Source organism: Nioella sediminis (genome assembly GCF_001879695.1).
Classification (GTDB): domain Bacteria; phylum Pseudomonadota; class Alphaproteobacteria; order Rhodobacterales; family Rhodobacteraceae; genus Nioella; species Nioella sediminis.
The window spans coordinates 1-17,559 of sequence record NZ_MNBL01000148.1 but is presented as its reverse complement, the minus strand read 5'-3'; the positions used below and the strand labels follow the sequence as shown (position 1 = coordinate 17,559).

Here is a 17,559-nt window from a genome sequence, read left to right as displayed (position 1 = left end):
CGCCCGCGGCAAAACGGAAGGCCTCAGGTGGATCGGACCCTCTCCCAGCTACGGCGAGTCTTCAGCGCCCTGAACCTGATTTGTGCCGTGATCGGGGCATGTCTGCTGTTCATGATCGCATCAATCATCTGCTTCGAGGTCACCATGCGCTGGCTTGGTGCCGGGTCGCAGCTCTGGGTGATCGAGGCCAGCGAATACTCGCTGCTGTTCATTACCTTTCTCGGCGCTCCCTATCTTCTGCAAAGGAACCTGCATGTGGTCATGGATCTGGTCTATGCCAGCCTGGCCGGGCGGCCGCGCATGGCGCTGCAACTGGTCAACGCGACCATCGGCTTCGTGCTTTGCGCGGTTCTGGCCGTGGTCGGCGTCAGCGTCGTGATCGAACAGTTCGAACTGGGCGTCCGGCAAGTGACCGTGATGCGGCCGCAAAGCTGGTGGATCACCGCTGCCCTACCCATTGGAATGGGCCTGATGGCCGTGCAGTTTCTCGATCAGATCGTCCGCACCCTCCGAGGGGAGCTTGTCTGAGCGATGGAATGGTATGTCACGCTCAGCATTATCCTGATCCCGCTTTTCATCCTGATGTTGATGGGGTTGCCGGTCGCCTTTTCCTTTCTCGCCGTCAATCTGGTCGGGTCCTACATCCTGATGGGCGGCTTTTCGGGGATCGAGCAGCTGATTCTCAACACCGTCGGTTCCGTGACCAGTTTCACCCTGATCCCGATTGCCCTGTTCATGATCATGGGCGAGGCGATGTTCCGGTCCGGGATCGCGATTGAATTAATGGACACGCTGGACAAATGGTTCGGCAAGGTGCGCGGTCGCCTCGCGCTGATGGCCGTTGGCGGCGGCGTTCTGTTTTCGACCCTGACGGGCAATTCCATGGGCTCCATCGCATTGTTGGGCTCTTCCCTGACGCCCGAGATGGAAAAGCGCGGCTATGCCAAGTCGATGTCGCTTGGTCCCATCCTCGGGTCTTCCGGCCTCGCGATCATGATCCCGCCCTCTTCGCTGGCGGTTGTTTTGGGCGTGATCGGCGATATCTCCATCGGTCGCATCCTGATCGGCATCATCGTGCCGGGATTCGTGATGGCGCTGCTCTATGTCCTCTACATTCTCGGCCGCTGTCACCTGCAGCCGCATCTGGCCCCCACTTTCGATGTCCCGAAAGTCAGCCTGGGCGAGAAACTGCTGGCAACGGGCATCAACATCGTGCCGCTGTCGCTGATCGTCTTTTCGGTCGTCGGCGTGATCTTCCTTGGCATCGCGACGCCCAGTGAAGCCGCCGCAACGGGCGCTTTCGCAACGCTGCTGCTTGCCGCGCTGCGCCGCCGGCTTACACCGAAAGTGTTCGGAGAGACGATTTTTTCCAGTGCCAACATCTCGGTCATGGTGCTGCTGATCGTATCGGGCGCGGTCACCTTCTCTCAGTTGATGGCCTTCACCGGGGCCACCTACGGAATGGTCGATGCGGTTCTGAGCCTCGATATTTCGGATCACGCGATTGTCTTCATGATGATCATGCTGGTGGTGTTCATGGGGATGTTCATGGGACCGCTGCCGATCATGCTGATCACGCTGCCGATCTTCGTGCCCGTCGTACAGCAGTTCCAGATGGACCTGATCTGGTTCGCCGCCCTGTTCCTTGTCGCGATCGAAACCGGGGCGACCTCGCCACCATTCGGGGCGGCGCTGTTCGTAATGAAGGCGGTGGCCCCCAAGGGCACGACCATGGGCGACATCTACCGCGCGGCGGTGCCCTTCATCCTGCTGGACCTGCTGGCGATCCTGCTGATCTTCTTCATTCCGGAGTTGGTAACCTACCCGGTCGACCTGATGTTCCGATGAGCCGCCCGAATGTCCTTGTGATCATGACCGATCAACAGCGTGCCGACCACCTCGGCTGCTACGGCAACAGCATCGTGCGGACACCCAATATCGACGCACTGGCCGCGCGGGGGACCCGGTTCGACCGGTTCTATGTCGCCAACCCGATCTGCCAGCCAAACCGCGCCGCCCTCGCCACGGGGCAACTGACCTCTGTCAACGGCTGCCGTCAGAACGGCATTCCCCTCGGACTGGACTGCACGACCTACGCGGACGTGCTGCGCGCAGCAGGCTACCGAACCGGGCTGGTTGGCAAGGCGCATTTCCAGAGCGTATCCCCGGTGCCCGCTCGCTTACCGACGGCTGCGGGAAACGGCGCAGCACCACCCACCCCCTTCGATCTGGCACGCAGAAGCCAACGTTGCGGGCCCGACTACGAGCACGAGATTCGCACAGGCTGGATCGACAACCCGGACCGAGAGGTGCCAACCCCCTATTACGGCTTCGACCATCTGCGACTGTGCATCGGCCATGGAGACCAGGTGGAGGGGCATTACACCGGCTGGCTGCGCGACCGGCTGAACGGCGCGCCCGATCCGCGCGGGCGCAAGGCGGCGCTTGGCACGGACGCCAATGACACGCCGCAGCTGTGGCGCACGGCAGTACCCGAGGCGCTGTACCCCACGGCTTTCGTGGGCGAGGAGGCCTGCACCTTCCTGCAAGATCAGAGCGATGATCCCTTCCTTCTGGTGGCGTCCTTCCCCGACCCACATCACCCGTTCACGCCACCGGGCCGCTATTTCGACATGTATGACCCGGCCGATATCCCCCTGCCCGAAAGCTTCGGCCATCGGACCGCCGCCCGCACCGACCTGCCAGACCATATCCAAAGGGTCTACGAGATCGGGGCCGAAAAGCCCGATGCCTATTGGCCGTTCCACAGCGACGCTGAGACCACACGCCAAATGATCGCGCTGAACTATGGTGCGATTACCATGATCGACGACTGGGTCGGCCGGATGCTGGACACGCTGGCACGAAGCGGCAAGGCGGCGAACACCATTGTCATCTTCATGTCCGATCACGGCGATTACATGGGGGACCATGGCACGGTGCTCAAACATGGGCTGCACAGTCACGGGCTGATCCGCGTGCCGCTGATCTGGGCCGATCCACGACGCGAGGCGGGTGTATCGACGGTGCAGGGCAGTGCCATCGACTTCGCGCCGACCTTGCTGCAAAGCGCCGGACTGAAATGTCCCGTTGGCATGCAGGGGCGTGACCTGCTGGCAGAAGATGCGGAAAACCTGCCTGTGCTGATCGAGGATTCCGGCCTTGCCTTCGCCAGTGACGACGGGCGCACCGCAAGCCGGACGCTGGTTCATGACGGCTGGCGGATGACCGTTTTCGAAGGCTCGGATCTGGGCGAACTGTTTGATCTGGAAGCGGATCCGCACGAGCTGTCGAACCTCTGGTTCGATCCGGGCTCTGCCGACCGGCGGGCGGCCATGATGCAGCAGCTTGCCCTGCGCATGATCGCGCTCCGCGACACGTCCCTTCTACCCACACATCAGGCCTAGACCCATGCAGAACACTCCCCTCAATATCCTGATCGTCGGCGGAGGCATCGCGGGTTGCTGTGCGGCCATTGCGTTGACGCAATCAGGTCACCGGGTTCGAATCGTCGAAAAACAGGATGCCTGGCGGTTTCAGAGCTCGGGCATCTTCGTCTATGCCAACGGCCTTGTCAGCCTGCGCAGGCTTGGCCTGCTTGAGGATATCCTGGCGGCGGGTTTCGCAGTGCCCGAGGGGCGCAACGCCTATTTCGACCATCTCGGCCAGCCGATCGTGGACACGTTCTACCCGGCTGCGGATGGGGGCGAGATCCCCGCAATCCTTGGGATAAAGCGGGCCGAAATGCACCGTGTCATGGCGGCACGGGTAAACGGCCTGGGCGTGCCGATACACCTGGGCACCACGGTAACAGCGCTGGAAGAGGGGGCCGAGGGCATCACGGCCACACTGTCGGATGGCAGCGCGGAACGCTTCGATCTGGTGATTGGTGCCGACGGGCTGCGTTCGTCGGTACGGGCGATGGTGGGTATCGAGATTGCCCCGCGATATACCGGGGTCGGGGTCTGGCGGTCCGTGCATCGCAGACCGGCGGGGCTAACCGACAAGATCATGATGATGGGCCCCGCCAAGCGCTTCGGCATCATGCCGATCAGCGATGACCTGCTTTATACGTTTGGAACCGTAGCCGAACCGGAAGACAGCCACTACGCGCCGGCCGATTGGCCCCAACTGATGGCCGAACGCTTCGCCGAGTTCTGCGACCCCGCAGCGCCCTTCCTCGCGGAATTGGATGCGCAGTCCGAGCTGCTCTTCACCAAGGTCGAGGAAATCGTCCTGCCCTTGCCATGGCACAAGGGACGGGTTCAGCTGATCGGCGATGCGGCCCACGCCTCGACCCCGTTCATGGGGCAAGGGGGCGCGATGGCCATGCAGGATGCTTTGGTTCTGGCCGATGCACTCTCTGCCCATGACACGCTTGAAACAGCGCTGACGGCGTTCGGACAGGCGCGGTTTCCGGTCTGCGCTTTCGTGCAGGATGTCTCGCGCGCCGTGGGAGAGGCGGGCGCGCAAGAAACCGCAGGCGGTGCCGCCGAACGCCATGCGGAGATGCGTGCGACGGCGCAAGGGAAAGTGGACGGGTTCTATCGCAAGCTTGGGGATTTGACCGGGGCGGGCCGTTTTCGACGCTGAGACCGCCTAGCCCGGCAAGCGCAGCCGCCCCGAAATCTCTGCCTCATGGTGGTTCAGGGCGCCAATCCCTGCCCCGGCGGTCCAGAATCCCCCGAGTATCTCGGTTCCCTGCATATCGACCCGCCCGCCGATCATTGCGCCCTCAAGCGTCACATTGGCCATCATCAGCGAGTCCCGCATCGACAGGGTACCAAGTCGGGCACCGGCAAGGGACAGCACACCCTGCACCACGGTTGCATCAAGGATCACATCGCTCGCGGTCAGCCCGTCGGCACGCAGGTCGGTGCGAAAACTCGCGCCGCTGAAATCGCATCGTCCCCGCACCGTCGCCTGCCGCAGCCATGACAGGCCGTGAAACCGCGCACCCCGCGCGCTGAGACCGCCGTTCAGCACGGCACCCGACAGGTCGAAGCCCCGCAGGTCGAGGCCGTCAAGCACCAAAGGCGTGTCCAGAACGAGCCCGCAGGCATCGACATGTTCTCCATGCCGCCATGGTTTCCTAAGCTCGGTCAGAAGGTCCGCCCCGGTCATGTGAACACGAAGCCCCGGTTGACCGGCAGCACCTGCCCGGTCAGCGTCAAGGCCGCTTCGCCAAGCAGAAAGGTCACGATTCCCGCGACATCCTCGGGCGGCTGCGGTCCGGGCACGGCGCGGCCCGTGCCATATTGGTCATGGCGTGCCTTGGGCACGTATTCGGTGCTTTCGGTGGTCAGGATGCCCGGCGCAATGGCGGTCACGCCGATCCCGTCTGGTCCCAGTTCGCGGGCGAGCGACCGGGTCATCGAGATCACCGCACCCTTCGAGGCCACGTAGCTCATCAGGTTGGGCGCGCCCCACAGCGCGGTATCAGAGGCCACGTTGACGATCCGCCCGGACCCCGAGGCGCGCAGGGCGGGGGCTGCGGCGCGGGTCATCAGCCATGTGCCGCGAACATTGACCTCCATCACCCGGTCCCAGGTGTCGATATCGACATCCTCGAAGCCGATGCCCCCGATGCCGGTGGCAATCGCCCCGTTGTTGAACAACCCGTGCAGCGGCCCGTCCAGCGCGGCGCCGAGAGCTGCGACGCTGGCCGGATCGCGCAGGTCGAGGGGGTGGAAGGTGGCTGAAAGCTCAGCCGCCACGGCGCGGCCTTCATCCTCCAGAATATCGGCAAGGATCAACGTCGCGCCCGCCTCTGCCAGATGGCGCGCGATCACCGCGCCAAGCCCGCGTGCCGCGCCGGTGACCAGAATGCGCCGTCCCGCCAGACTCATTGTGCGGCCACGCCGTCGGCGGCGGCATCCTCGGCCTCGATCTGGGCGCGGGCCAAGCGGTTGAGCGCGCGGCGCAGATGCGCAAGGCCGATGTCATGCTGATACAGCATCTCGCGGCGCCGGGCGTCGTCGGGCATGCCTTCCAGCATCACCCGGTCCTGTTCCAGAACGTTCCAATGCCGTTCCTCCAACCGCGCGCGGAACAGGAACCGCCAGCTGTCACGCTCGAACCCCTGCACCTTGCGCATCCGCCAGAAGAACACCTTGCAGCGCTGCGGCCCCATGGGCAGGACGTAACCAACGATCCGCATGTTGCCGCCCGGTCCCGCCGAGGCGGGATAGGGAATGTCGAGGTGGCAATACATGCCGCCTTCAGGGGTTTCGAATTCGACCCAATCGAAATTCTCGCCGGTCTGACCCACACGCGCCACGCGGAAGCCGCCCTCGCGGTTGTCCAGTTCCAGCAGATCCTGCTTGGACCCGAAGGCCAGGGTGAAGCTTTCGGCATGCAGATAGCAGCCGTGCATCGGATCAGCGAGGTTGTCGAGCGCGTAGCGATAGTTCACGTCCCAGATCGCCGTACACAGGAACCCGGCCCAGTCCGGGTCCGTCAGCTCAGGGGACAGCGGCAATTCGGGCGGTTCCGTCGCCTCGTCAGAAGACATGAACACGAAGACCGCATCGCTGTGTTCGGCCACATGGTAGGAGCGCAGGGCCTTGCGCCCCTCCATCGGGCAATCGGGCATGGCGGGCACCTGCTGCACGGTGCCGGTGCCATCGACCACGACGCCGTGATAGCGGCAGCCGATATGTTCCCCGTGGATCTCGCCATAGCTGAGTGGCGCACCCCTGTGGGGGCAGAAATCCTCGATGCACTGAACCTGCCCGTCCGACCGGCGCCACATCACCAGTTTTTGCCCAAGTGCCACGACGCCGAAGGGGCGGTCGGCACGGATCTCCACCGATTTGGCGACAGGATACCATTGATCGCGGACGCCTTCGTTCACGCGGGCCTCGATCCGGGCCCTCATCTCTGCTGATACTGCCATGATGTCCTCCGTTCAGGCTCCGAAGCCGTTTTCGAGATAGGCCGCGTCCAGATCGGCGTTGATTGCCTGCAACTCGGCCGCAAGCGTGTCAGCCGTCCAGTCGGGTTTGCCGCTGGAAGGCCGGATGACGGCGCGGGCGGCCAGCGCCTCGGCCAGCGCGGCTTGCCCGGTGATGCCTTCGCCATAGATCGCCATCAGCGCCTCGGCCAGATCGTCCTCGGCCTGGCTGAGCGGACGCCCCCGGCCCTGGTTGGCCAGTTCCGGGCGGCCCGCAGCGCGCGCGGCGGCCATCATCGCCTTGAAGGCGTCGGGGCGTTCAGCGTTTCCTTGCGTGCTCATGATCCTCACCCCTTGCGGTAAACGGCGCCATCGTCGCCGGAGGTTCCGATGACGGTCCAGACCGTCGCCGGGCCGACCCCCGGATTGCGCAGATAATGGGCCTGCCCTGCGGGTGTCTTGATCAGGTCACGGGGGCCAAGCTCGACGCTGGCTTCCGTGCCGTCCTCCTCGACCCAGACAACCTCGACGCTGCCCTCGATACACAGATAGGCATCCTCGACCGTGCGGGTGAAGGGGGCCAGTTTCGCCCCCATGGGCAGGCCCCACATCTCCTTGCGGGTGCTGTCATGTTGCACCGCGCCGGGTGCATCGCCGACATAGACCTTGCGGGTAAAGCCCGCCTCTTCCCAGATCGTCGGCAACTCGGTGTAGCGCACCACGTATTCCGACATCAGTTTCTGGATCTCGTGGCTTCCGTTTGGATCGTAGGCCATGGTCTTGCCCGGTTCCGCGCCGAACGTGCGGGCCAGTTCTGCAGGGTGCTCCTTGGGGTGATAGTGGTAGACGGGCGGCAAGGGTTTGCCCACATCGACCGAGATCGACATAACCACCGGCTCGACCCCGTCGACCCGAAAACCGTGGCCGATTTCGCGGGCGTTCAGGATCATGTCCTTGGGGCCAAGATTGACCTCCACCACCTCGCCATGCTTTTCCCAGCCGACAATCAGCGCGCCCGAGAGAATGAGGAAGCTTTCCTCGATCTCGTGGCTATGGCAGGCAGCGTAGCGGCCGGGTTCCTTGTAGATCAGGCTGAGCGTGAAATTGTCCGCTTTCAGGGTCGAGGGATCGCCCACCTTGGGCGAGCCACCGGCACCGATATAGCGCATCTGCGCCCGCGCCAGTTCATCGAACCCGGCATTGGAGGGAAAGGCGTTCCAGTCGAAGGCCTTGTCGACAAAGCGTCCGGTATGGGCCTTCATCCGATCTGCGAGGCTGGCCTGAGGGGTTGCGGCGATGTTCATGACGATGCTCCCTTTGGAATTTGCTTGACCACAGACTAGGCTCGGGGGTTTCGTTGGAAAGATTGCGTTTTACCGGTGAAACGTCTCGGAGAGGTGATGAGCGACGAAGACCCCTATTCCGTGCCAGCGCTCGTGCGTGGCCTGACCCTGTTGCAGGCCTTTTCGCCGCAACGCCCCGAACAGACGATGGCGCAACTGGCAAAGACGCTCGGCATTACCCGGTCGGCGGTGTTCCGCACCGTACACACGCTGGTGCAAGAGGGATTCCTGCTACCGGTTCGGGACGGCAGAACCTATCGCCTTGGTCCGGCGGTTCTGCGGGTCAGCTATGGGTATCTGGCCAGCCGGGAATTGCTTGAAGTCGCACAAAAACCGCTCGAAGCGTTCCGGGACAAGCAGGATTGGTCCGGGCACCTCGGCGTTCTGGACGGGCGGCATGTGCTCTACCTGATTCGGCTGGCGGCCTCCGACGGGCTGTCGTCCCTCGTCCATGTAGGAAGCCGGCTGCCGGCGACGCTGACCGCCATGGGACGGGTGCTGTTGACCCAGAAGACCGAACCACAGATCCGCAGGTTGCTCGACGGTCAGCCGAAAGCAGCCGTGGAAAAGGCGATTTCCGCCTGGCAGGAAGATTGCAAGAGCCCGTCGGTCATCCACAATGGCAGCTTCGAAACAGGGCTGTGCAGCGTCGCCGCCCCGATCTACGACATGTCAGGTGACATCGTGGCGGCAATAAGCGCGACGAAGCAGACAGATGCCGTGCCCGCCTCGGTCGAGCGGGACATCCTGAAAACGGCCAGAATGATCAGCCGCGCCATGGGGTGGAAAGCGCCAGAGGCCTGAACATGTCCACCATGGACGGCGCGGCCCGGGACAGCCACGATTGGCTCCGGTTGCTTTGTGGCGCGCTCTGACAGAGATTGGAACCATGGGACATCGAGCCGCCCCACCCAACACAGCCCGGACACATGCCATCCCTCTGCCGCGACTGCCTGACCCCATTTGACACCGGCGCCCGCTGCCCCGCCTGCGGACGGCCTAGGATCGTATCGCATCCGGAGCTTTTTGACCTGTCCATCGCCCATATGGATTGCGACGCCTTCTATGCCTCGGTCGAAAAGCGCGACAATCCCGAGCTGCGCGACAAGCCCGTGATCATTGGCGGCGGCAAGCGGGGCGTGGTCTCGACCGCCTGCTATATTGCGCGAATCAAGGGGGTGCGCTCGGCAATGCCCATGTTCAAGGCGCTGGAGCTTTGCCCCGAGGCGGTCGTGGTCCGTGGGCGGATGGAGGTCTATGCCGCCGTTTCCAAACAGATCCGCGCGATGATGGAGGAGATGACCCCCTCCATCGAGCCGCTGTCGCTGGACGAGGCGTTCATCGACCTGACCGGCACCGCGCGGCTGCATGGCCGCCCGCCCGCCGTGATGCTGGCGCGACTGGTGAAGCGGATGAAGGACGAGATCGGGATTACCGGGTCGATCGGCCTGTCCCACAACAAGTTCCTCGCCAAGATCGCCTCCGACCTCGACAAGCCGCGCGGGTTCTCGGTGATCGGGCAGGCCGAGACGATGGATTTTCTGGAACAGAAACCGGTGCGTATGATCTGGGGTATCGGTGAGGCCGGTCAGGCCTCTCTCGACAAGGTGGGCATTCGCACCTTCGCCGATCTGCGCCGGTGGGACCGCGAGGATCTGGTCGCCCGGTTCGGGTCGATGGGGGACCGGTTGTGGCACCTTGCTCGCGGGCAGGACAGGCGACGGGTCAGCCGCGATGCGCCGATGAAAAGCATCTCGTCCGAGACGACCTTCTTCGAAGACATATCGGAGCCCGACCTGCTGGACGGGCATCTGTGGCGGCTGGCCGAGAAGGTGTCGGACCGGTTGAAGGCCAAGCGGCTGGCGGGGCGCGTGGTGGTGCTGAAGCTCAAGCGATCGGACTTTCAGCTGATCACACGGCGGCGCAGCCTGACCGACCCCACCCAGATCGCAGACCGCATCTACCGTGCCGCGCGCGAGCTGTTCGACCACGCGCCGCACACCAAGCCCTACCGGCTGATCGGGGTGGGTCTGGCGGATCTGCTGCCCGAGGATATGGCCGACCGGTCCGGCAACCTTCTGGACCCGCAGGAGGCCGCCAGAATCAAGGCCGAGCGCGCGGCAGACGAGATTCGGAAAAGGTTCGGCGGTGACGCCATCCTGAAAGGGCGGTCCCTGCGCTGACGGTGCCTCCGGGGGCCGGAACGCGGTTTCGAAACCGCGTTTCCCGCGCCCGTGGCAAGGATCGCATCCCTGCCATCCAGCCAGCACCAGGTTGTAGGCGTCGGCGGTCCAGCCAAGCCCGGCGCAACCACGCGGTTTCGAAACCGCGTCCGCCCTACTCCGCCGCCATCGGCAGGGCATCCTCGCCCCGGATCATCTGCCGCAACACCCCGGTCACCAGTTTCTTGACGCTCTGGAAATTGCCATTGGGGCGGATCAGTTGTTCGTTCATGTACAGCGACCGGTCGATCTCGATCTGTACCGCGTGGCGCCCGCGCGATGGCCGCCCGTAATTCTGCGCGATATAGGCCCCGGCAAAGGGGCTGTTGCGGCTAACCACCAGTCCGGCGGCAGAAAAGCCCGCCTCCAGCCGATCCACGAATGCCACCGCCGCCGATGCGCCGAACCGGTCGCCCAGAACCACGTCAGGCCGCGCCTGTCCGGGGCCGCGCGACATTGCGTCCAGCGCTTCATGTGGCATCGAATGAAAATCCAGCAGCACCGACTCGCCGCAATCCTCCAGCGACTCGCGAACCAGTCCCTCAAGGCAGCTGTGATAGGGCTGCCAGACCTTCTCGATCCGCTCCTCTGCCTCCTCCCGGCTCAGCTTGCCGCGATAGATCACCCGTCCCCCAGCCACCACCCGGGGAATCACCCCAAGGCCAGAGCTGATCCGCGGATTGACCGCGCTGCGCCGCACGCCCTCGATCACCGCCGGATCGAGCTCGTCATTCGACCGGTTCAGATCAACGAAGGCGCGGGGATATTCGGCGGCCAGCAGCGGCGCGCCAAGAGCGGGGGCCTCGGCCACCAGCATATCGACAAAGGCGTCCTCGGACGACCGGATCGCGCGCTCGTCCAGCACAGTCCGCCGGATGAAGCTCCACGGGTAATGGCGCCCCGAGTGCGGCGAGGCGACGATCACGGATCCGACCCGGCTTTCGGGCCTTTCCAGCCGGTAAGCGGCGCGGTATTCGCTGGACTCGGTCATGGGAATTATCATTACCCGAATTTTGTGGCCTCAAAAGCCCTTGAACACCATCCCGACTCCTTTTATAGACCGCCTACCCAACGTGGCAGGGGCTGCGGCTGGCATGTATGTGTCGGCTTGGTCTTTGCAAATCAGGGGGCGATTAGCTCAGCGGTAGAGCACTTCGTTGACATCGAAGGGGTCACTGGTTCGATCCCAGTATCGCCCACCATCTTCCCTTGGTAACAAGGGGTTAACCCAAAGGCGCATCGCCGCGCCGCGACGAAGGAGAGGCCAGATGAAGGTCAAGAACTCGCTCCGCTCGCTCAAGCAGCGTCACCGCGATTGCCGCGTCGTGCGCCGCAAGGGCCGCGTCTACGTCATCAACAAGACGCAGCGCCGGTTCAAAGCCCGCCAGGGCTGAGCCACAGCAGATTTCGCATGTAAAAGCGCCGCAGGCCCTGCCTGCGGCGCTTTTGCTTTATACGGGCCGATTTTCCGGGGCGAGGCATCGCGCGCCCCGGGTAGGTGCGGATCAGTTATTGGCCATACCTTCGACCAGCAGCGCAGCGGCCGTCACCGCATCCACCACGCCGGTCACCGGCAAGCCGCGAGCCTGCTGATAGGCACGCAGGGCGGCGTAGGTCTGCGCGGTAAAGGTTCCATCGGCCGGACCGGGATCGAAGCCCAGATTGGACAGGGCGCGTTCCGTCGCAACCCGCTGACCGAGGTTCAGCGGAATACCTCCCTGGGGCGGTTGCGGCGGCGCCAGTGCGTCGATCCGTTGCTGTGCCTCGGCCGCGTGGCGGCCATTGGGGAAGCGGTTGAGATAGCTGCGATAGGCCTGCACCGTGTCTGCCGCCTGCGCCTGCTGCCACGCCTGCTCGTCCGCCTGGATCTGGGAAATCCGGTCCAGCGCCTCCTGACGATGGCGCGGGGTGGGGAAGGCATTGAGGTAGTTGCGATAGCCCTGGATCGTGTCCGTCGATTCCGCAAGATTCCACGCCCGGTCATCATCGCGGATCGCGCGCATCAGCGCGCGCGCTTCAGCGGCATGGGCACCGTTCGGGTAGGCATCCAGATAGGCCTGATAGCTGTTCAGCGTGTCGCGCGCCTGCGCCTGCTGCCATGCCGCGGGCTCGCCTGCGGCCTGTTGCAATTGCGCCAGACGCTGGCGGGCCTGAGCCGCGTGGGGGCCATTGGGGTAATCGTTCAGATAGGCCCGATAGCCCTGGATCGTGTCCCGCGCCTGCGCCAGTTGCCAGGCTTGCGATTCCTGCTGTGCGAGGATGGTGTTCAGGCGTTGGCGCGCAAGCTGTGAAAACTCGCCATTGGGATAGCGGCCCAGATAGGCCCGCAGACCCGCCTCGTCCTGACCGCGCCCGGTCTGGTTCCAATAGGCGATATCGGCCTGCCGTTCCTGTTCCGCTTCGATGGCATCCAGCCGCTGCCGCGCGAGCTGCGCGAACTGACCATTCGGATAGCGGTTCAGATAGGCGCGCAGCCCCGCCTCGTCATTGCCCTGCCCGGTCTGGTTCCAATAAGCCAGATCCTGCGCGCGGATCTCCTCTCGCCGGACATCGCCCTGATCGCTCAGCCGGGTGACCTGCGCCGCATCCAGATAGCCGGTGACCTGCAAGCCGTTGGCCTGCTGCCATTGGCGGATGCCGCCGCGCGTACCGGGGCCAAACAGCCCGTCGATACCGCTGTTGTAGTAACCCAGAACCGCCAGATCGCGCTGGATGTCGCGCTTGTCTTCGCGCGACAGGCCAAGGGCGTTCTCGGCCTCTTCCGGGGTCAGTTGCGGCGCGGGCGGTTCAAGCGCTGCAATCCGCGCCTGCGCCTGCGCGGCGTAGTAGCCGCCGGGATAACGGTTCAGATAGGCCCGATAGGCAAAGACATTGTCCAGCGTCGACATCGCGTCCCAATAGGCCTGTTCATCGGCGGGCACGACCGGCGTGACCACCGGGGCCGGAACGAAGGGCACAAAGGGATCTGCCAGCGCCACCACGGTCAGATCGGGGGACGCCGCCAGCACATCGCGCAAGGGGCGTCCCGGCTCCAGCAGACCGCTGCGCAGGAAGCGCGCAACCGAGGCCGGGTGACCGGTGGCCAGTGTCACGCCTTCGGGCACCTCCAGCGGACCAAGCCCGTTCTCCAGCCCGGCGCCAAGGGCAATCCCCTGATCCTCTGGCGCCAGCAGGATGACCGCGCGCGCGGGCGACGCCCCTGCGATATCCATCAGAAGCTGCACGGGGATGCCCGCGCCCGACACGCTGCCCAGATCCTGCTGACCGGCATCGCGGCCCAGGAACCAGCTTAGCCCACCATGGCTGACGAATCGGCCCGACAGGGCGATGACCAGCGCCTCTTGCTCGTCCGCCGTGACCAGCCGGGTCACCAACTGTCGCAGGGTGGCCGCATCCGCATCGAGGGCGGAAATCAGCTCAAACCCCGCCTGGTCCAGCGGAGTGAGGGCTGTCCCAAGATAACGCGGCGCGCCGTAGCTGGTGGTCGACGCAGCATCGACGGTGCCAACGACAAGGGCCGTATCGGCCCCCGCCGGCATGGCGACACCCATCAACAACAGGGCTTTTACAAATGATTTCATGGCTCAAACCTCCTTCAAATAAGGCGGGCCGAGATCATTCGTAGCTGCGCCGGTCCTCGATGACCTTACCGTCATTGGGCAGGCTGCCTGCGGGAACGAGCTCGATTCGCCCCCTCAACTTTAGCGTATCCAGAACCGTTTGTTCATAAACGCTTCCGTCAGTGCCTGCTGTTTCCAGCTGCACCAGCATCACGTCCATCTCGCCCTCGCGCTCGGCGATGATACGGGCGCGGCCCACATCGCTGTGACGGGCAACCAGATCGGCCACCTGTTCGGGGCGCACGAACATGCCCTTGATCTTGGTGGTCTGGTCGGCGCGGCCCATCCAGCCCTTGATCCGCATATTGGTGCGGCCACAGGGGCTTTCGCCTTCCATCACGGCAGAAAGGTCGCCGGTGGCAAAGCGAATGAGCGGGTAATCGGGGTTCAGCGTCGTCACCACGACCTCGCCTACCTCACCCGGTGCAACAGGGTCGCCGGTGCCGGGGCGGACGATCTCCACGATGACGCCTTCATCGACGATCATGCCTTCCTGCGCCGGGCTCTCATGGGCGATATTGCCCAGATCGGCGGTGGCGTAGTTCTGAAGGCACAGAATGCCGCGATCGGCGTATTCCTGGCGCAAAGACGGGAACAGAGCGCCCCCGCCCACAGCGGCCTTGGAGATCTTCAGCGACAGCCCCATCTGGTCGGCCTTGTCGAGGATGACCTTCAGGAAATCGGGCGTGCCCGCATAGGCGGTCGTGCCGATGTCATGGGCGGCGCGCACCTGCAACTCCGTCTGACCGGTGCCCGCAGGCACCACGGCGGCCCCCACGGCCCTCGCCCCGCTTTCAAAGATCATGCCCGCAGGCGTCAGGTGATAGCCAAAGCAGTTCTGCACAATGTCATCCGACCCGATGCCAACCGCATTCAGGAACCGCCCGATACGCCACCAGTCATGGCTGATTCCGCCCGGTTCATAAATCGGCCCCGGCGACTGGAAGATATGCGCCACGTTCTGCACGGCTATATTGCCAAAGGGCGGGTTCTGCTGCTGCCAGCCCGACAGGGTGGACTTGCGCAGGACCGGCAGTTTGCTCAGGTCGGACAGATCGGACAGCGACCCGACATCCATCGCGCAGGAGCCTGACGCCGCCACGCGGGCGATCTGCGCGTTCACGGCGGCCAGCTGATCGCTGGCACGCTGGTCGGCGCTGCGGGTTTCCAGATCGTCGAAATAGGTACTCACGGCATTGTCCCTCATTACGCCAGCCACCGCTTGCGGCGGCGATAGGACCGCACGTCGCGGAAGCTCTTGCGCCCTTCATCGGACATGCCGAGGTAGAACTCCTTCACATCCGGGTTCTCGCGCAACTCCTTGGCGGGGCCGTCCATCACCACGCGGCCCGATTCCAGGATGTAGCCATAGTGGGCAAAGCGCAGCGCCACGTTGGTGTTCTGCTCGGCCAACAGGAAGGTATAGCCCTCCCCTTCGTTGAGCGACTTCACGATGCCGAAAATCTGTTCCACCAGCTGCGGGGCCAGACCCATCGAGGGTTCATCAAGCAGGATCGTCTCGGGCCGGCTCATCAGCGCGCGACCGATGGCGCACATCTGCTGTTCCCCGCCCGAGGTGTAGCCAGCCTGCGATTTGCGGCGCTCTTTCAGCCGGGGGAAATAGTCATAGACCATCTCGAGATCGGCGCTCACCGCGCCCTTCCCGTCCTTGCGCGTATAGGCGCCGGTCATCAGGTTTTCCTCGATGGTCAGGTGTTCGAAACAGTGGCGGCCTTCCATCACCTGGATCACGCCCCGATCCACCAGATCGGAGGGCGACAGGTCCTGTACCCGCTCACCGCGATAGTTGATGCTGCCCTTGGTCACCTCGCCGCGTTCGGAATGCAGCAGGTTGGAAATGGCTTTCAGCGTCGTGGTCTTCCCCGCGCCGTTGCCGCCAAGCAGCGCCGTGATGCCGCCCTTCGGCACCTTGAGGCTCACGCCTTTCAGCACGAGGATCACATGGTTGTAGATCACCTCGATATTGTTGACCTCCAGCAGCGTTTCCGCGCCAGCGTCTTCCGGGGCAAACCCGTCTCCGTGCACTTCGTGAACCTGGTCCAGCATGTTCTTCAACCTTTGTCCTCGGGGTCCGGCGGCAGCGTCAGGCCGCCGCCGGAGATGTCATGAGATCAGCGCAGGATCACTCGGCGCAGCCGCGCGACTCGATGCCGTTCTCGGCGGCGAAGGCGGCCGAGTCTTCTTCGATCAGCGGCTGAGTGACAGAGTCGTCAGGTGCAATGAAGTCGGTCAGGGTAACCCACTCCTGCGCGGACGCATCCCACTGCTGGATCCGGCCCATGCCGGGGCCACCATGGTTGCCACAGGTCACGTCGAAGGCCGGGCCGACACCGGGCATGCCCAGTTCCGCCATACGCTCTTCGGTGATCGACAGCGCTTCCATGCCATCACGCATCATCGCCGGGGTGATGTCTGCCACGCCATGAATCTCCTGCGCGGTGCGGGCGGCTTCGGCGGCCAGCATCGCGGCATACATGCCACGGGTGTACAGCACCGAACCGAGGTTCGACCCGTCACCGGCGGCCAGCCCCGCGTCGATCACGTGCTCCTGGATTTCCGCGAAGACCGGCAGATCGCCCAGAACGTTCATGTTCAGCGCCAGGTAACCATCGGCACCGTCACCGGCGGGCATCACGTCATGTTCCGCGCCGGCCCACCAGTTGCCGATGAAGTGGTCCATCGGGAAACGGATGTTCGCAGCTTCCTGCACGGCGACCTGGTTCATGACGCCCCAGCCCCACATGATCACGTAATCGGGGCGCTCGCGGCGGATGGTCAGCCACTGGTTGCCCTGTTCCTGACCGGGGTGGTCAACGGCCAGCTGCACCAGTTCGAAGCCAAGCTGTTCAGACAGGATTTCCAGCGTGCGGATCGGTTCACGACCATAGGCCGAGTTGTGGTACAGCAGCACGATCTTCTGACCGTCCAGCGACCCTTCGTTCTGGTCCAGCAGGTAGTTGATGATCACGCTGGCGCCGTCCCAGTAGTTCGCCGGGTAGTTGAAAACCCATTCGAACACGTCACCATTGGCAGCCGAGGTCCGGCCATAGCCCATGGTGTGAAGCGGAATGCCATCCGCGGTCACGCGGGGGATCAGCTGGTAGGTGATGCCGGTGGACAGCGGCTGATAGACCAGCGCGCCTTCGCCGCGGGTCGCCTCATAGCATTCCACGCCGCGCTCGGTGTTATAGGCGGTTTCGCATTCCGGAACGCTCGTCATCACGCCGCCGATGCCACCGTCACGCTGGTTGAGCAGCGTGAAATAGTCGGCATAGCCGTCCGCGAAGGGAATGCCGCCCGCTGCATAGGGGCCGGTCCGGTAGGACAGCGAGGGGAATACGAGATCCGCCATCGCGGGCCCTGCGGCCATCAGGCCAGCCAGTGCCAGTGTTGCCAGTTTCTTCATCGGTAAGGTCCTCCCTTGGATTTGTCCGATAAGCCATTGTTGCCGTTGCCTT

17 protein-coding genes and 1 tRNA gene are annotated in these 17,559 nt (G+C 64.1%); 8 read left to right on the top strand and 10 right to left on the bottom strand.

The features are described from left to right. Positions 1-111: 111 nt before the first annotated feature. The 4 genes from BKY26_RS16800 to BKY26_RS16785 are packed head-to-tail and all read left to right on the top strand — an operon-like array spanning position 112 to position 4,593. Positions 112-528, top strand: a complete 417-nt coding sequence (locus BKY26_RS16800) for a TRAP transporter small permease (RefSeq protein ID WP_131541915.1) — start codon at positions 112-114, stop codon at positions 526-528. A 3-nt stretch (positions 529-531) separates the two neighbouring features. After that, entirely contained in the window at positions 532-1,848 is a 1,317-nt protein-coding gene (locus BKY26_RS16795) for a TRAP transporter large permease (RefSeq protein WP_071691532.1), read from the top strand. Then, the gene (locus BKY26_RS16790) at positions 1,845-3,407 is read left to right on the top strand and encodes a sulfatase family protein (protein WP_071691531.1); all 1,563 of its coding nucleotides are present in this window, start codon (positions 1,845-1,847) and stop codon (positions 3,405-3,407) included. The genes BKY26_RS16795 and BKY26_RS16790 overlap by 4 nt, the downstream gene beginning before the upstream one ends. A 4-nt stretch (positions 3,408-3,411) precedes the next feature. After that, on the top strand, positions 3,412-4,593 hold the full coding sequence (locus BKY26_RS16785; RefSeq protein ID WP_071691530.1) for an FAD-dependent oxidoreductase: 1,182 nt from the start codon (positions 3,412-3,414) through the stop codon (positions 4,591-4,593). Between the two features lie 6 nt (positions 4,594-4,599). On the opposite strand, the gene BKY26_RS16780 is transcribed toward BKY26_RS16785, so the two are convergent. The 5 genes from BKY26_RS16780 to BKY26_RS16760 are packed head-to-tail and all read right to left on the bottom strand — an operon-like array spanning position 4,600 to position 8,199. Beyond that, a complete protein-coding gene (locus tag BKY26_RS16780) occupies positions 4,600-5,124 on the bottom strand; it encodes a pentapeptide repeat-containing protein (RefSeq protein ID WP_071691529.1) in 525 nt (174 codons plus the stop codon). After that, positions 5,121-5,849 carry an SDR family oxidoreductase gene (locus BKY26_RS16775; RefSeq protein WP_071691528.1) on the bottom strand — a complete coding sequence of 243 codons (729 nt, stop codon included), beginning with the start codon at positions 5,847-5,849 and terminating at the stop codon, positions 5,121-5,123. The genes BKY26_RS16780 and BKY26_RS16775 overlap by 4 nt, the downstream gene beginning before the upstream one ends. Beyond that, positions 5,846-6,898 carry an aromatic ring-hydroxylating oxygenase subunit alpha gene (locus BKY26_RS16770; RefSeq protein WP_071691527.1) on the bottom strand — a complete coding sequence of 351 codons (1,053 nt, stop codon included), beginning with the start codon at positions 6,896-6,898 and terminating at the stop codon, positions 5,846-5,848. Before BKY26_RS16770 ends, BKY26_RS16775 begins: the two co-directional genes overlap by 4 nt. Before the next feature lie 12 nt (positions 6,899-6,910). Beyond that, a complete protein-coding gene (locus tag BKY26_RS16765; RefSeq protein WP_071691526.1) occupies positions 6,911-7,237 on the bottom strand; it encodes a recombinase-like helix-turn-helix domain-containing protein in 327 nt (108 codons plus the stop codon). Positions 7,238-7,242: 5 nt separating this feature from the next. Beyond that, the gene (locus BKY26_RS16760) at positions 7,243-8,199 is read right to left on the bottom strand and encodes a cupin domain-containing protein (protein ID WP_071691525.1); all 957 of its coding nucleotides are present in this window, start codon (positions 8,197-8,199) and stop codon (positions 7,243-7,245) included. A 96-nt stretch (positions 8,200-8,295) separates the two neighbouring features. Between BKY26_RS16760 and BKY26_RS16755 the strand changes: the two genes are divergently transcribed. Next, positions 8,296-9,042 carry an IclR family transcriptional regulator gene (locus tag BKY26_RS16755; RefSeq protein WP_071691524.1) on the top strand — a complete coding sequence of 249 codons (747 nt, stop codon included), beginning with the start codon at positions 8,296-8,298 and terminating at the stop codon, positions 9,040-9,042. A 125-nt stretch (positions 9,043-9,167) separates the two neighbouring features. Further along, positions 9,168-10,421, top strand: coding sequence for a DNA polymerase IV (locus BKY26_RS16750; RefSeq protein ID WP_071691523.1), 1,254 nt, complete (start codon positions 9,168-9,170; stop codon positions 10,419-10,421). A 154-nt stretch (positions 10,422-10,575) separates the two neighbouring features. Here the strand turns inward: BKY26_RS16750 and BKY26_RS16745 are convergent, their stop codons facing one another. Next, complete coding sequence (locus BKY26_RS16745) at positions 10,576-11,451, bottom strand: N-formylglutamate amidohydrolase (RefSeq protein WP_071691522.1); 876 nt, start codon at positions 11,449-11,451, stop codon at positions 10,576-10,578. Between the two features lie 136 nt (positions 11,452-11,587). Here BKY26_RS16745 and BKY26_RS16740 point away from each other — a divergent pair. Then, a tRNA-Val gene (locus BKY26_RS16740) sits at positions 11,588-11,662 on the top strand. A gap of 66 nt (positions 11,663-11,728) precedes the next feature. After that, positions 11,729-11,854, top strand: a complete 126-nt coding sequence (ykgO, locus tag BKY26_RS16735; protein ID WP_012177066.1) for a type B 50S ribosomal protein L36 — start codon at positions 11,729-11,731, stop codon at positions 11,852-11,854. Positions 11,855-11,965: 111 nt separating this feature from the next. Here ykgO and BKY26_RS16730 read toward each other — a convergent pair whose 3' ends face one another. The 4 genes from BKY26_RS16730 to BKY26_RS16715 all read right to left on the bottom strand — a co-directional run bounded on the left by BKY26_RS16730 (position 11,966) and on the right by BKY26_RS16715 (position 17,507). Continuing rightward, positions 11,966-14,041, bottom strand: coding sequence for a peptidoglycan-binding protein (locus BKY26_RS16730; RefSeq protein ID WP_071691521.1), 2,076 nt, complete (start codon positions 14,039-14,041; stop codon positions 11,966-11,968). 34 nt (positions 14,042-14,075) lie between these two features. Then, positions 14,076-15,272 (bottom strand): phenylacetate--CoA ligase family protein, encoded by a 1,197-nt coding sequence (locus BKY26_RS16725; RefSeq protein WP_131541914.1) that lies wholly within the window; start codon positions 15,270-15,272, stop codon positions 14,076-14,078. 14 nt (positions 15,273-15,286) lie between these two features. Next, positions 15,287-16,147 carry an ABC transporter ATP-binding protein gene (locus BKY26_RS16720; RefSeq protein ID WP_071691519.1) on the bottom strand — a complete coding sequence of 287 codons (861 nt, stop codon included), beginning with the start codon at positions 16,145-16,147 and terminating at the stop codon, positions 15,287-15,289. A 76-nt stretch (positions 16,148-16,223) separates the two neighbouring features. Beyond that, entirely contained in the window at positions 16,224-17,507 is a 1,284-nt protein-coding gene (locus BKY26_RS16715; protein WP_071691518.1) for an ABC transporter substrate-binding protein, read from the bottom strand. Positions 17,508-17,559 lie beyond the last annotated feature (52 nt).